Origin of the sequence: Occallatibacter riparius (assembly GCF_025264625.1) — a bacterium.
In the GTDB taxonomy this organism is placed as follows: Bacteria; Acidobacteriota; Terriglobia; order Terriglobales; family Acidobacteriaceae; genus Telmatobacter; species Telmatobacter riparius.
In genome coordinates this window covers 4,680,696-4,693,675 of the sequence record NZ_CP093313.1, presented here as the reverse complement: position 1 = coordinate 4,693,675, position 12,980 = coordinate 4,680,696, and the positions used below count along the sequence as shown (strand labels likewise).

14 protein-coding genes are annotated in these 12,980 nt (G+C 60.5%); 5 read left to right on the top strand and 9 right to left on the bottom strand.

Going from position 1 to position 12,980, the window contains the following annotated elements:
- Nucleotides 1–11: 11 nt before the first annotated feature.
- The 4 genes from MOP44_RS19005 to MOP44_RS18990 all read right to left on the bottom strand — a co-directional run bounded on the left by MOP44_RS19005 (nt 12) and on the right by MOP44_RS18990 (nt 3,496).
- Nucleotides 12–377, bottom strand: a complete 366-nt coding sequence (locus MOP44_RS19005) for a hypothetical protein (RefSeq protein ID WP_260791826.1) — start codon at nt 375–377, stop codon at nt 12–14.
- A gap of 117 nt (nt 378–494) precedes the next feature.
- Complete coding sequence (locus MOP44_RS19000) at nt 495–1,220, bottom strand: Crp/Fnr family transcriptional regulator (RefSeq protein ID WP_260791825.1); 726 nt, start codon at nt 1,218–1,220, stop codon at nt 495–497.
- 87 nt (nt 1,221–1,307) lie between these two features.
- Nucleotides 1,308–2,099 carry a methylmalonyl-CoA decarboxylase gene (gene scpB, locus MOP44_RS18995; RefSeq protein ID WP_260791824.1) on the bottom strand — a complete coding sequence of 264 codons (792 nt, stop codon included), beginning with the start codon at nt 2,097–2,099 and terminating at the stop codon, nt 1,308–1,310.
- 140 nt (nt 2,100–2,239) lie between these two features.
- Nucleotides 2,240–3,496, bottom strand: a complete 1,257-nt coding sequence (locus MOP44_RS18990) for a magnesium transporter MgtE N-terminal domain-containing protein (RefSeq protein WP_260791823.1) — start codon at nt 3,494–3,496, stop codon at nt 2,240–2,242.
- 207 nt (nt 3,497–3,703) lie between these two features.
- Here MOP44_RS18990 and MOP44_RS18985 point away from each other — a divergent pair, with 207 nt between their 5' ends.
- From MOP44_RS18985 to MOP44_RS18975, 3 genes are all read left to right on the top strand, one after another.
- Nucleotides 3,704–4,144 carry an ATP-binding protein gene (locus MOP44_RS18985; RefSeq protein ID WP_260791822.1) on the top strand — a complete coding sequence of 147 codons (441 nt, stop codon included), beginning with the start codon at nt 3,704–3,706 and terminating at the stop codon, nt 4,142–4,144.
- Between the two features lie 127 nt (nt 4,145–4,271).
- Entirely contained in the window at nt 4,272–4,616 is a 345-nt protein-coding gene (locus MOP44_RS18980) for an STAS domain-containing protein (protein WP_260791821.1), read from the top strand.
- Nucleotides 4,617–4,755: 139 nt separating this feature from the next.
- A complete protein-coding gene (locus tag MOP44_RS18975) occupies nt 4,756–6,096 on the top strand; it encodes an FAD-dependent oxidoreductase (protein ID WP_260791820.1) in 1,341 nt (446 codons plus the stop codon).
- Between the two features lie 66 nt (nt 6,097–6,162).
- Here the strand turns inward: MOP44_RS18975 and MOP44_RS18970 are convergent, their stop codons facing one another.
- The 4 genes from MOP44_RS18970 to MOP44_RS18955 all read right to left on the bottom strand — a co-directional run bounded on the left by MOP44_RS18970 (nt 6,163) and on the right by MOP44_RS18955 (nt 8,437).
- Nucleotides 6,163–6,741 carry a LemA family protein gene (locus tag MOP44_RS18970; protein WP_260791819.1) on the bottom strand — a complete coding sequence of 193 codons (579 nt, stop codon included), beginning with the start codon at nt 6,739–6,741 and terminating at the stop codon, nt 6,163–6,165.
- Nucleotides 6,742–6,814: 73 nt separating this feature from the next.
- Nucleotides 6,815–7,672, bottom strand: coding sequence for a TPM domain-containing protein (locus MOP44_RS27895; protein ID WP_313901020.1), 858 nt, complete (start codon nt 7,670–7,672; stop codon nt 6,815–6,817).
- Between the two features lie 49 nt (nt 7,673–7,721).
- The gene (locus MOP44_RS18960; protein WP_260791818.1) at nt 7,722–8,144 is read right to left on the bottom strand and encodes a putative toxin-antitoxin system toxin component, PIN family; all 423 of its coding nucleotides are present in this window, start codon (nt 8,142–8,144) and stop codon (nt 7,722–7,724) included.
- On the bottom strand, nt 8,144–8,437 hold the full coding sequence (locus MOP44_RS18955) for a type II toxin-antitoxin system Phd/YefM family antitoxin (protein WP_260791817.1): 294 nt from the start codon (nt 8,435–8,437) through the stop codon (nt 8,144–8,146). The genes MOP44_RS18960 and MOP44_RS18955 overlap by 1 nt, the downstream gene beginning before the upstream one ends.
- A 73-nt stretch (nt 8,438–8,510) precedes the next feature.
- Here MOP44_RS18955 and MOP44_RS18950 point away from each other — a divergent pair, with 73 nt between their 5' ends.
- On the top strand, nt 8,511–10,595 hold the full coding sequence (locus MOP44_RS18950; protein ID WP_260791816.1) for a S9 family peptidase: 2,085 nt from the start codon (nt 8,511–8,513) through the stop codon (nt 10,593–10,595).
- A gap of 29 nt (nt 10,596–10,624) precedes the next feature.
- Entirely contained in the window at nt 10,625–11,434 is an 810-nt protein-coding gene (locus MOP44_RS18945; RefSeq protein WP_260791815.1) for an energy transducer TonB, read from the top strand.
- Here the strand turns inward: MOP44_RS18945 and MOP44_RS18940 are convergent.
- A complete protein-coding gene (locus MOP44_RS18940) occupies nt 11,428–12,702 on the bottom strand; it encodes a lactate racemase domain-containing protein (RefSeq protein WP_260791814.1) in 1,275 nt (424 codons plus the stop codon). The two genes, MOP44_RS18945 and MOP44_RS18940, sit on opposite strands and share 7 nt — an antisense overlap.
- Nucleotides 12,703–12,980 lie beyond the last annotated feature (278 nt).

The window sequence follows — 12,980 nt, the reverse complement described above, 5'->3', positions numbered from 1 at the left end:
CGAGTTTCCGTCTACAGCACGCTCTCGCCGTGCTCCGGCCGTGGCGGAAGCGTGGAAACAAGCAGTTGCATCGCGTGGAGCAGTTCCTCCGGTGGTGTCGGCGCATGCAGGTATAAATTTGCCAGATGATCGTAGTCGCCGCGCTTGGCACGCACCCGCAGAATCCGCGCTCGCGGCGCTTCCCGCCGGATCCGGATCGCCAGTTCTCCCGCACTTTGAGGGTCAATCGACTGGCAAAAGAAAAAGACGTCAAACCTGTCCAGGTTGCCAAGCGTGCGAACCTGCCAGGTTGTGCAATGTTCTACCACAAAACCAGCACTCTCAAGCAGTAATACGCGCGGTACCGCGATATCCGGATCATCGCTGATCTGCAGCACACGCACACTTGAATTAGCTGGAACGCCCTTGCGGGCCTCCGAAAAAGACATAAGCACCCGGGAAGAAATAAGTATCTTCTTCTCTTCTACCGGGAACGTGGGCCTTGAATCTGTGGGCTATCCCACAGAAGCATGATCCCCACCGAAAATAGCAGCAAATTCAGCGCGTACTGTGGCATAGCACTCGCAGGCTGCATCCTCCAGCATGGGCCGGTTGATAATTTCCACAAGGCCCCGCTGGTAGTCGATCAGTCCGGCGCGCTTGAGAGCGCCCGCCGCTATCGTCGCACTGGAGCGCTCCGCCCCGATCATCTGGGCAAGGAACTCCTGGGTCAGTTGAAGCGTGTTTGATTCCACAATGTCCGAGGTATTGAGCAGCCACTTGGCCAGACGAGGCTCAGTGGGGTGCAGGCGGTTGCATAACGCCGCCTGGGAAGCTTGAATCAATTGGGCATAGAGAAAGTCGTGCACCGCCGCCATCACCGGCCCGGGCTTCGCGAACTCCACACGAAACAGGTCCGTTGGCATGGAGAAACCTCGCCCTGCCACCTGCATCAAGGTCTGGTGAGGCAGCCCAGGATGCCCTAGCACCGAGCCAACACCCACCAGCCCCTCGCGGCCAATCAGGCCTACTTCGATCGAGCTTCCCTGGCTGGAGAGCGCGGTTGCCGACGCCATGCCCTCTTCGATGAAATAGATTTGCCCGTCCTCTCCGCCCGGTCCACGCAGAACCATGCTGAGCGGCAGATCCAGTGCAGTAAGGCGCGAGAGCACCTCAGGATTCGACTCTGAAAGACGGTTGAGGATGCGGTTCCGGAACTGGGTGCGGGGTACATTGGCCATGGTCTGCTGCTCTCTGGGGGCCCGGGGTTCCTTGGCATGGATGCAGATGGCCGACGCGGGTTGACCCAGTCAAGGGTTTTCACCGGGCTATTTACCCTCGAACTGCGGCGAGCGCCTCTCGAAGAACGCGTGAATGCCTTCCTGGTAATCGGCGCTGTCGTAAATGCGACGCCGCATGGCCTGCACGCGTTCGAATGTCTCCGGCCCCAGGTTGTGCGATGCGGAGAGCAGCCGCAGTTCTTCTTTCAGCAGCGAGATTACCAGCGGCGAATTCTTCACGATCTGCTCGGCGATGCTCCGCGTCACCGTTTCCAATCGCGCGCGGGGCACGGCGTGGCTCACAATGCCCTGGTGCGCCAGCCGCTTTACGGGCATGGGCTGCGCGGTAAACAGCATCTCCTTGCACAGCGGCATACCGCAGGTATTCATCAGGTTCTGCACACCCGATATGTTGTAAGGCACGCCCATCTTGGCTACTGTCATCGCGAATGTGCAGTCATCGCTCGCCACAATGAGATCGCAGCTCATCACCAGCTCGCAGGCGCCGCCCCACACACTGCCCTCCACCATCGCGATCACCGGCGCCGGGAACAGCTCGATCGCGCGCACGGCTCGCCGCAACGGATCGTTGTACGTGAGCGGATCACGTCCGTGCGTAGGCAGTTCCCGCACATCGTGGCCCGCCGAGAAGACTTGAGACCCAGCAGGCGCGCGCAGGATCACTGCCCTGGCCTCATGCCGCCACATCTCTTCCAGCGCCGCGCACAGATCGCAGATCAGCGCCTCGCTCAGGCAATTCTTTTTCTCCGGATGATTCAGGGTGATCGTGCCAATTCCGCCAGCGATAACCGCTTCCACCAATGTCACCGTAGCTTGCATGACGCACATCTTTTCTGGCCCCGCGCGGTCGCACCGCCGCGGAGCCGCGCAACTCGACCGGCACGGATGATACCGCTTTCAGAACGGCTTTGCCGTGACAGGGATCGCACTATTTTGTTGGAGTGCCGATTGAGGAAAACTTAGATGCGTTCCCGTAGGTAGCTGATCACGTGATCGGCCTGGACCACGCCCACCATACGCCCCTGCGAGTTCACCACAGGCAGGGCGTGCAGGTTGTACTTGTCGAACATCTCCGCCAGCGCATTCTGGCTGAGATCCGCCGGGCATGAGAGCACGCGCGCATCGGCGAGCACTGCCACACGAGACTCCGGCTGCGCCATGATGAGCCGCGCCAGCGGCACCGCGCCCTTCAGGAGCCGCCGATCGCCCAGCAGATAAATCTCCGTCACCGATTCCGGATCGCCGTCGAAACTGCGCAGCGCCTGCACCGCGTCCTGCACTGTGGCATTCTCGTTCACCGAGACGAATTCGGTGGTCATGCTCCCAGCCGCCGACCGCTCGTCGAACTCCAGGAGCTCTTCGACCTCCTGCCGCTCCTCCGGCTCCATCTCTTCGAGAATGGCGTCTGACTGCTCTTCCGGCAGCTCGGCCAGCAGATCGGCCGCCGCACCCGGATCCATCTCCTCCACAATGTCGGCGATCTTCTCTTCGTCCAGCTTTTCGAGAAGCGAAACCTGCAGCTTGGGATCGACCTCTTCCAGCGTGTCGGCCGCCACTTCTTCATCCAGCGACTGAAACACGGCCTCGCGTTCTGCCGGCGACAGGTCTTCGAGGATATCGGCCAGATCCGAAGGATGCATGTCGGCCAGGCGCTCGTACTCGATGCGGAGCTTTACGCGTCGCGCCGGATCGACTTCGATCACGTCCACGAACTGCCACGGGATGACCTTGGGCGTGAAACGTACGGCAATCTTCTCGATCTGCGTGCGTGGCAGCATGCCCTTGAAGATCCGCCGCAGCGCGCCCCGGACCCCAACTTCCACTTCGGTCACCCGCAGCAGATGGGCCGAACCCTGCCCCATCCACTCCAGCTCAACGTCGTTCACACGGACGACCTTGCGCCCGTGAATGTCGATGATCTGGCGGTCCACCAGGTCCTGCTGCAGGTAGATGAAGTTGCCGTCGTCCTTCAGCGGAACCAGGGCGCTCGGCCTGCGCAGTTCCAGGGTGCCGGCGGGCGTCTCCATCACCTCTTGCGAAGGAACAATGCACAGCCCGGAGCGCGTCTTCAGCACCAGCCCGGCGACGTTGCCCGCATCGGGCCCGGTCGCCACCGCAATGTCTTTGAGCTTCCCCTTCAGATGCCCCTGCGAATCCGTCACCGGCGTGCCCAGAAGAGCCGTGAGACTGACGCGGGATGTAATACGAGGCGGCATGGGATGAGTGTAGCCGCTTTCCGCGGGTTCGCGGACAGGCACGCACCTGGTTCGGTAACCCGATTAGAGGGCACTCCGAGTCCGCCTTTTCATCTTCTGCTTCTTGACACAATCTGTTCCAGCTAAGAAACTTCGGTCAGGATTCCTGTAACGAGCAAGGCCGGCCGGCATACCCGGTTCGCGGCAAGATTGCGGGGTTGGAAACTGTTGAGCGAGCCGATTGAAGCACGGCGGACCATTCGCCTTACCTCCACCATGGAGAGCGTCAGCGAGATTGAGGGGATGGCGGAAAAGATCGCCAACGACGCTGGGCTGGATGAAGACGCCACCTTTCACGTGACCATGGCCGTACGCGAGGCGGCAGTCAACGCCGTACTGCACGGCAACGAATACGATCCTGCCAAGTTCGTTACCTTCACCTTCGAGAACACCGGCAAAGACCTGGTCTTCACCCTCTCTGACGAGGGCATCGGTCTCGACCCGGCCAAGCTGCCCGATCCTCGCGATCCTGAAAACCTTCTGCGCGGCACCGGCCGTGGCATCTTTCTCATCCGCTCCATGATGGATGAGGTAAACTTCCGTCAACTGCATCCTGGAACCGAGCTGACGCTGGTCAAGCACCTGGCGGCACCGGCTTCGACCAGCTAAAAGCACCCTCCCGCGGCTGACCGGAAACGGCGCGCCGCTGGCCTTCAGGGCCGCTTTGCACATGCGTTTCCCCGGGCCTGCGTGAGAGAGTGCTATAACCGTAGTACCTGCAAAAGGAGGAATTTCCGTGGCACTTACTATTAGCTCCCGTGAAGTGGACGGCGTCACCGTTCTGGACCTCAACGGGCGGATTACCCTGGGCGAGGGCAGTGTGCAGTTGCGTGAGGCCGTTCGCGATCTGATCAGCAAGGGCTCCAAGACCATCCTGCTGAACATGGGTGACGTCAACTACATCGATAGCTCGGGACTGGGCGAATTGGTGAGCGCTTTCACCACGGCCAAGAATCAGGGCGCCAGCGTCAAGCTGCTCGGCCTCAATAAGAAGGTCAAGGACGTTCTGCAGCTGACCAAGCTCTATACCGTATTCGATATCTACGAGGATGAAGCCAGCGGCATCGCCTCGTTTAAGTAAATCGCACCGAACTATGCGGAGAAGGCCGTCCCTTGGGGATGGCCTTTTTATTTGCAAGGCATCAAACAGGATAGAAGCACGTCGCAGTACGATCGGCCACAGAGAGTGTCTTCGAGCCACTCCCCAGGAGGCCTTCCCCATGGAACCTGAGGTCCTTGATACGACTTGTTGTGTCGTAGGCGGAGGCCCCGCCGGCGTCATGCTCGGCTATCTTCTCGCACGCCGCGGTGTCGCCGTCACCGTCCTCGAAAAGCATGCCGACTTTTTCCGCGACTTTCGGGGCGACACCGTCCATCCCTCCACGCTTGAAGTGCTGCGCGAGCTTGGGTTGCTCGACGAGTTCCTCAGCCTTCCGCACCAGCAAATCAAGACCGCCCGACTACACTTCGGCGACGAAAACCTCGGAGTGGCAGACTTCAGCCACCTGCCGGCCACATGCAGGTTTGTGGCGCTCATGCCGCAGTGGGACTTCCTCAACTTCCTGACCAGCCACGCTCGCAATATTCCGCAGTTCCAACTGCGGATGCAGCACGAGGTCACCAATCTGCTCAGCAGTGACGACCGGATCACAGGAGTCATAGCGCAAAACGAAAGCCGCGAGGTGCACGTGCGCGCCGATCTTGTGGTGGGCTGCGATGGACGCCACTCCATCACCCGCAAAGCAGCCGGACTCGAGGTCATCGAGCAGGGCGTTCCCATCGACGTGCTTTGGTTCCGCATCAGCCGCAAGCCAGACGATCCCGGCGAAGTCCTCGGAAACGTCAACTACGGCAGGGCCCTCATCCTCATCAATCGCTCCACCTACTTCCAGGCTGGCTTTATTATCCCCAAGGGTTCTTATGACGACGTCCGGTCAGAGGGGCTCGAAGCTTTCCGCGCCAGCATCGTCCGAATCGTTTCATACCTGTCCGATCGTGTCCACGAAATCCAGAGCTGGGATCAGGTCAAGATCCTCACCGTGCAGATCAACAGGCTCCGACGCTGGTACCGCGAAGGCCTGCTCTGCATCGGAGACGCCGCGCACGCGATGTCGCCCGCCGGTGGAGTCGGCATCAATCTGGCTATCCAGGACGCCGTCGCCGCCGCCAACATCCTGGCAGAACCGCTGCTCGCGGGCCGTTCCGGGATCTCCACACTGGCCGCAGTGCAGCGCCGCCGGGACCTTCCCACCCGGATCACGCAGGGGGCGCAATCGCTTGCGCATCGCGGATTCTCGCGCATCTTCGCTGCCACCGGCCCTATGAAGGCCCCCTGGCAGATCAGAGTAGTCACACAAATCCCTGGCGTGCAGCGACTGCTGGGCCATGCCATCGGAATGGGCGCCCAACCTGAGCACGTGCGTCCGGCGCCGCAACAACATCCGCGGCGCTCCCGCCGCTCATCCTTCGTCCCTGCAGCCATCGGCTTCGCCGCAGCCGGCGTCGCCATCGGCTTCATGGCCTGGAGGGCCGTCAGCCGCACACAGTCTGCTTCGGCCTGAACGTCACAAAAACAGAAAGGCCATATGGCCTTTCAAGCTAGAAGCTAGCGGCTAGAAGCTGTCTCGTCAGAACTTCACATTCGGAGCCGTACGCGACGCCTCGCTCGCCTGGAAATACGCGTCGTTCCGATGGAAGCCCAGAATGTTTGCCCAGATGCTGTTGGGAAACTGCCCGATGAACGTGTTGTAGTCCTGCACTGCCTGGTTATAGTACCGGCGCGAAACGGCAATCCGGTTCTCCGTCCCCGATAGCTCATCCTGCAGACGCATGAACTGATCGCTCGACCGCAGTTGCGGATAGTTCTCGGTCAGCGCCAGCAAACGGCCAAACGCCGAATCCAGCGTTCCGTTGGCGCGAATCTTGTCTTGCGGCGTGCTGGCGCTCAGCAGGCCGGCGCGCGCGTTAGCGATATCGGCAAACACGCTGTTCTCTTCCTTGGTAAAGCCCTTCACGGTCTCCACCAGGTTGGGAATCAGATCGGCGCGGCGCTGCAGGTTCACGTCCACGTCTGACCACTTCGACGAGACATTCTCCTGCTTCTGCACCATCTGGTTCTGCGCGCTCTTAAAGCTGCCGTAAACAAACATCCCGGCAATCACGATGATTCCGACTACGACCAGAAGGACCAAAGATCCTCGACGCATACAGTACGTTCTCCTCCGGCTCATCCGAGCCCCGGTTTTCTAATGCCTAATGCCTGATCCCTAATGCCTGCTTTTACCAGTCTCCGCCGGCTCCGCCACCGCCAAACCCGCCGCCGTCGCCGCCAAACCCGCCAAAACCACCGCCGCCGCCGCTGTCTCCACCTCCACCGCCGAAGCCGCCAAAACCGCCTCCACCCCAGCCTCCGCCACCAATGCCGCGGCCGCCGCCGAACAGCGCCGAAAGCAGGCCCCAGCCGAAGAGCAGCCGGAAGATCGACCCGCCGCCGAAAATCACCAGCAGGATGATCAGCAAAATGAATCCACCTAGTGGATTCCCGTGATGCACTCGGCGATGCTGCTGTTGCTGAGGTTGCGGCAACTGCCACTCGTCGCCCGAGTCCTCCAGCGTCACCTTTGCGTCGTCGGCAATAACCTGCCCCACGTGCTTCACTGCCGTCATCATTGCGGCATCAAAGTTGTTCTGTCGCAGGTACGGCACCATCTCCCGGCCGATATCGCCGACTTTTCCGTCAGGCAGAATGCCTTCCAGCCCATACCCGACGTCAATGCGCCGCTTGTGGTCGTTCACCGCGAGCAGGATCAATACCAGTCGGTCACCGCCGGCGCTCTTGCTCCCCATCTTCCAGTGGGTTTCCAGCGCATTCGACCAGTCGGCGGAGTCTTGCCCGTCCAGCGACTTCACAGTCACCACAGCAATCTTCGCCTTGGCCTGCGTATCGAGCTGCTTACAATACTGATCGAGACGCGTAACAGCATCGGGCGAAAGCACATGGGCGAAGTCGCTCACATAGTCCGTGGGAAGGGGCAGGTCTTCCGGCCGCTCGGCGCGAAGCACCGCGGTGGCAAAAAGCAGGGTCGCGACGATGACCAGTCGCAACCCTTTCGCAATATCGCGATAAGAGGAGTTCATCGCTAACAATTGTACGTTTTGGATGGTCATCAGGTTCCGTTGATGGGCCTCACGGCAACAGATGCGGCGACGCCAGCTCTAGGAATTCTCTGGCCGTGATCACCTTCGTCGACTTCCAGTACTGCGGAAAGTGCCGCCGGTTGCCCGTGATCAGGTAATCGGCCCTCGCAGCATCGGCGCACTCCACGAATTTGTTATCACCCGGATCATTGCTGACTGCGAGATGAATGCGCGGAGCGATCATGATCGCTCGATTCCGAATCGTATCCAGCAGCTGCAATCGCGCTCCCCGCCGGATACCCAGCCAGGGCCGCGCCATCACGTCGCCATATTCTTTGAGGATGGGTTCAGAGACATAGAAACGAGCGGGTTTCGTAATGGCGATCAGAAAAGCTGTGCGCTCCAGGCCATCCGGCTTCAGTGCTGCCGAAACCACAACATTCGTGTCCACCACCAGCCGAAGCGCCAGCATCAGCGCGTCTTCTGATTCCGTGTTGCCTTGATTGCCTGGTCTATCTGCCGAGAACTTAGCGCATCTGTCCCCTTGCGCTTCGATTCTTCACCTATCAGGCGAAGCACCTCAGGCTCCGGCGCTGCCATCTTCACGTAATCGCGCAAACTCATCAGTACTGCCCGAGGAGTTCCCCGTTTTTCGATAACGAGAGATTCCGACTCCTGCTCCAGATGGTTCAGGAGCTTGCCCAGGTTCGCACGCGCGTTCAATGCCGAAATTACCCTTACTTTTTGCGCCGCTGATCCAGCCATGGACTGTACACTCCGCTCTCTTGAACTGTACAGTTCTCTCCACCCGCAGTCAAACCGGTAAACTGGATTAGACATGAGCACTACCAGTCTTCCCGCCCCTCCCGTCGCCCGCAAGGAACCAAAGGAAACTCCTCTGCACGGTATCGTCCTCACCGATGACTACGCGTGGCTCCGCGAGAAGGAGAACCCCGAGGTCGCCGAGTATCTCGAAGCCGAAAACGCCTGGGCCGAAGCCTACATGGCGCCGCAGGCGGAGCTGCGCGATCAGCTCTACAACGAGATGCTCAGCCACATCAAGCAGACTGACATCTCCGTTTCCTTCCGCGACGGCAAGTACTGGTACTACTCGCGTACCGAAGAGGGCAAGCAATACGCTATCTTCTGCCGCAAACGCGGCGATGAGGACGGCCCGCACGACAGCGCACACGAAGAAGTCCTCCTCGACGGCAACGTCATGGCTGAAGGTCGTCCGTTCTTCGCCATTGGCGCAACCGATATCACCGATAACGGCCGCTGGCTCGCCTACACCGTTGACTACACCGGCTTCCGCCAGTACACGCTCTTCATCAAGGATCTCGAATCCGGCGAACTGCTGCCCGGCTCCGTCGAGCGCGTCGGCTCGGTCGTCTGGGCCGCCGACGACTTCAACCTCTTCTACACCGTCGAAGACGAGGAGCAGAAGCGCCAGTTCCAGTTCTGGCGTCACATGCGCGGCGCGCCCTATGCGGCCGACTACCTCGTCTACCAGGACGACGACGAGCGCTTCAACATCGGCGCCGGCCGCACCCGCGATGGCGAATACATCATCCTGGAATCAGCCAGCCACACCACTACCGAGTGCCGGGTCCTCTGCGCGGACGAGCCCGAAGGCGAGTTCCGCATCATCCTGGAGCGCCAGGACGAGCACGAATACTACATCGATCATCGCCACGGCCTCTGGTACATCCGCACCAACGACCATGGCCGCAACTTCCGCCTCGTCGTCTGCCCAGTGGGCCGCGAGCAGCGTGATCACTGGATGGAGTGCATTCCGCACCGCGAGAACGTGATGCTCGAAGATGTCGATCTCTTCGACCGCTTCTACATCGCCTGCGAGCGCGAAGGCGGCCTGCCGCGCCTGCGGCTCTGGCGCTTCATGCGCAAAACATCCATCGCCGAGAGCATCGGTGAAATTGCCTTCCCCGAGCCGGCCTACAGCGCGCACCCGCACATCAATCGCAACTTCGACACCCGCACCTTCCGCTACGCTTATCAGTCGCTCGTCACGCCCAGCTCCGTGTACGAATACGACTTCGGCACCGGCGAGTCGCTGCTACTCAAGCAGGTTGAAGTGCCCGGTGGATTCGACCGCACTCTCTACGGCAGCGAGCGCATCCATGCCACTGCGTCGGACGGCACCCAGGTCCCCATCTCCATCGTCTACCGCAAAGACAAGCGGCAGACTGATAAGAACCCCCTCTACGTCTACGGCTACGGCTCTTACGGATACGCGCTCCCACTAGGCTTTGGCTCTAATCGCCTCAGCCTCATGGACCGCGGCATCGTTATCGCATACGCACACATCCGCGGAGGCGGTGATCTCGGCAAAACCTGGCATGACGCCGGCAAGATGCTCGTCAAGCGCAACACCTTCACCGACTTCATCGCCGCCGTCGAACATCTCACTGCGAATGGTTACGGCGATCCCGCGCGCGTGGCTATCGAAGGCGGCTCGGCCGGCGGACTGCTAATGGGCGCCGTCGTCAATCTGCGCCCCGATCTCTTCCGCGCCGTCGTCTCGCACGTGCCCTTCGTCGATGTCATGAACACGATGCTCGACGCGACCCTGCCCCTCACCGTTCCCGAGTACGAAGAATGGGGCAATCCGAACGAAGAGCAGTATTTCAACTACATGCTGAGTTACTCGCCCTACGACAACCTGAAGGCGGCGAGATACCCATCGATGTTAGTCAAGACCAGCCTGCACGACAGCCAGGTCATGTACTGGGAACCGGCCAAGTACGTCGCGAAACTCCGCACCCTGAAGACCGACAACAATCCCCTGCTCCTCGTCACCAACATGAAGGCGGGCCACGGCGGCGCCAGCGGCCGCTACGACTACCTCAAGGAGATCGCCTTCGACTACGCCTTCCTGCTGAAGGAACTCGGAATGCTGTGAGACACTGTCCGCGCCTTCAGGACCAACTCATGCGCAACGGCCTTTTTGTTTTGGCGCTTCTAGTGTCGGCGCTTTCGCTCGCGGCCGCGCAGCAATCCGTCAAACTGGAAGTCGCAGAGCCTGAGACAGTCAGGGTCTTCAAAGCAGGTAATGGCGTCACGGCACCGGAGTTGCTCCCCACGAGCTTCGCAACCGCGGATTGCGCAACTCCGCTCTCCGGTGAAATCGAACTCGCCACGATCATCGACGTCTCAGGCGCGCCTCGCAACATCATGTTTGTGCACCCGCTCGGCAATGACCTCGACAGCCTCGCATTGAGCACGCTTGCCGCCGCACCCTTCCAACCCGGTGAATCGAATGGCTCACCAGTGCCGGTGGCGGAATCCGTCTCCATAAAGCTCGACGCCTGTCCGGTGCAGGTGCAGTCCGGCTCGCCCGGCGCAACGTTCCTTCGGGTCCGCTCACAGCCGCAACTGCACCTCTCACCGACTGAGATCTATCCGGGCGAGGTGATCTACACGAATGCTACCTTGGATCTAAACGGCGGCATATTCAGGCCGGGTCCAGACGTGACTCCCCCGGTCATGTTACCGGCCGCTCCCATCGTCGAGATTGGTTCCGGCAACACGGCCAAATACTCAGGCGAGGTGATGGTTACCCTGATCGTCGATGCCTTCGGCATGCCGATGAATGTCCGCGTGGCCCGCCCGCTCGGAAAAGGCCTAGATCAAAAGGCCATCGACGCAGTGCGCAATGCGAGATTCAAACCGGCTATCTTCAAAGGCAAGCAGCCGGTTCCCGTAATGATCACGATCGCAGTGCAATGCCGGATTTACTGACTCAACCGCGACTTATGCGCCCAAAGCCCCAGTCCCGGATGCGCAATAAAGAAAAAATCCTCCCCATCCACACGGTTATACCCATGCTGTAACTTCGCCGGATCGTACTTCCGCATCATCTCCGCCAGGTCGCCGTATTCGAATCCCACGCCCTCGATCTCTTCCCTGCTCAACCCACCCGGACAATACGTAATCCGGAACCGCCCCTCCGACGAGCCATGAATCAGATGCGCTGCCGCGCTCAGATCGCTCGCCAGATCGGGGTTATCCCGTACCGCCGCCAGCGTCGCCGGAGTCCCACGGTACCCATATTTCCGAATCAACTCATCGATGCGCTTGTCCTCGCCGAACTCGCGCACTCCCGGCGCAAGAATGATCAGTTCCCCGCCGTCTGCAAGCGCCATGCGCGTTCGATACACCGCCTTGTTCCCCAGCCACGTCGAATGGAATTCGTGCGGATCGAGGTACACCACAGCTTTCCTGATCGGCTCATCCAGATGCTCGAAATTCACCTGCACGCTCAGCTCGGCCGCCCGCAGAAAGCACTCCTGGTCATCGCCAATATAGAGCCCGCGCACAGCCAGTTCGCCATCGTCCCGCCGCCCCACCACCGTGTGCACATACACAATCGGCAAATGCTTCAGGAACCGGTCCGCCGCATAGTTCAGCACGTTGCGCACGGGGTTCTCTGCCCGGCCCATGATGCGTTCCATGCCATACACCGCGCCCAGGTAATGGCTGCGGTTGATCCCTTCGCGTCCGCCCGTGCCCACCAGGATGTTCTTGTTGTAGTTCGCCATCCCGATCACTTCGTGCGGCACCACTTGCCCAATCGACAGGATCAAGTCGAACCCGCCGTGCGCAATGTGCTTGTTCACCTGCGCCGGCCATGCGTAATTGAGCTTGCCCTCGCTCTGCTCGCGAATATACTCCGCCGGAACCTCGCCCAGCGTTTCGATATCCGTGCGCCAGTTGTGCACCAGGAACCGTTCCTGCGGCACGTCGCCGAACATGTGCGTAATCTGCTCCGGCCTCAATGGGACATGCGTGCCCAGCGCCGGCAGCACCGCCGCCAGCCGGTCGCCATAGTATTGATAGGCCATTCGGGTCAGCACCCCAGCCTGCGAGTGAATACGCGTCAAGTCCGGGGGCACCGCCAGCACCCGCTGCCGCAGACCCATCCTCCCCAGCGCTGCGGTCAGCAGCTCCCGCAGCTCTCCCTCGCCTAGTTCCCTGTCAACGCCGCCAACTCCGCAGTAAAGGCTCACGTCCTAACCATATCCGCCCGGCGAACCAGCTTACAACGCCTTTGAAGCTCCTGTTCCTCCAGTTGAATCGCACTACGATATGTGCGAGTCTGGTTCAGAAGGGATAGCATCCCACCGGCCCAGGGCTGCTCCCGTGCCGTCAAGCTGCACTGGATCTATACATAGGGCTCTACCAGCAGTCTCGACCGGTTCGGTGAGCGATCTCCCCCGCAAGTTCAAAACTGGAAACAACCGGATGGCCGCTGCGTGCATCCAACCCCATTCAGAGCATTCCCTTA

Coding starts and splice junctions, on each gene's coding strand:
- MOP44_RS18960 (WP_260791818.1), bottom strand. CDS start 8,144: ATGCTGGCGCTTCGGCTGGTGGTGGACACGAATGTTGTGGTTTCGGCA.
- MOP44_RS27895 (WP_313901020.1), bottom strand. CDS start 7,672: ATGAACTCCTCTTATCGCGATATTGCGAAAGGGTTGCGACTGGTCATC.
- MOP44_RS18955 (WP_260791817.1), bottom strand. CDS start 8,437: ATGGCTGGATCAGCGGCGCAAAAAGTAAGGGTAATTTCGGCATTGAAC.
- MOP44_RS18990 (WP_260791823.1), bottom strand. CDS start 3,496: ATGCCGCCTCGTATTACATCCCGCGTCAGTCTCACGGCTCTTCTGGGC.
- scpB (WP_260791824.1), bottom strand. CDS start 2,099: ATGCAAGCTACGGTGACATTGGTGGAAGCGGTTATCGCTGGCGGAATT.
- MOP44_RS18950 (WP_260791816.1), top strand. CDS start 8,511: ATGAGCACTACCAGTCTTCCCGCCCCTCCCGTCGCCCGCAAGGAACCA.
- MOP44_RS18945 (WP_260791815.1), top strand. CDS start 10,625: ATGCGCAACGGCCTTTTTGTTTTGGCGCTTCTAGTGTCGGCGCTTTCG.
- MOP44_RS18975 (WP_260791820.1), top strand. CDS start 4,756: ATGGAACCTGAGGTCCTTGATACGACTTGTTGTGTCGTAGGCGGAGGC.
- MOP44_RS18970 (WP_260791819.1), bottom strand. CDS start 6,741: ATGCGTCGAGGATCTTTGGTCCTTCTGGTCGTAGTCGGAATCATCGTG.
- MOP44_RS19000 (WP_260791825.1), bottom strand. CDS start 1,220: ATGGCCAATGTACCCCGCACCCAGTTCCGGAACCGCATCCTCAACCGT.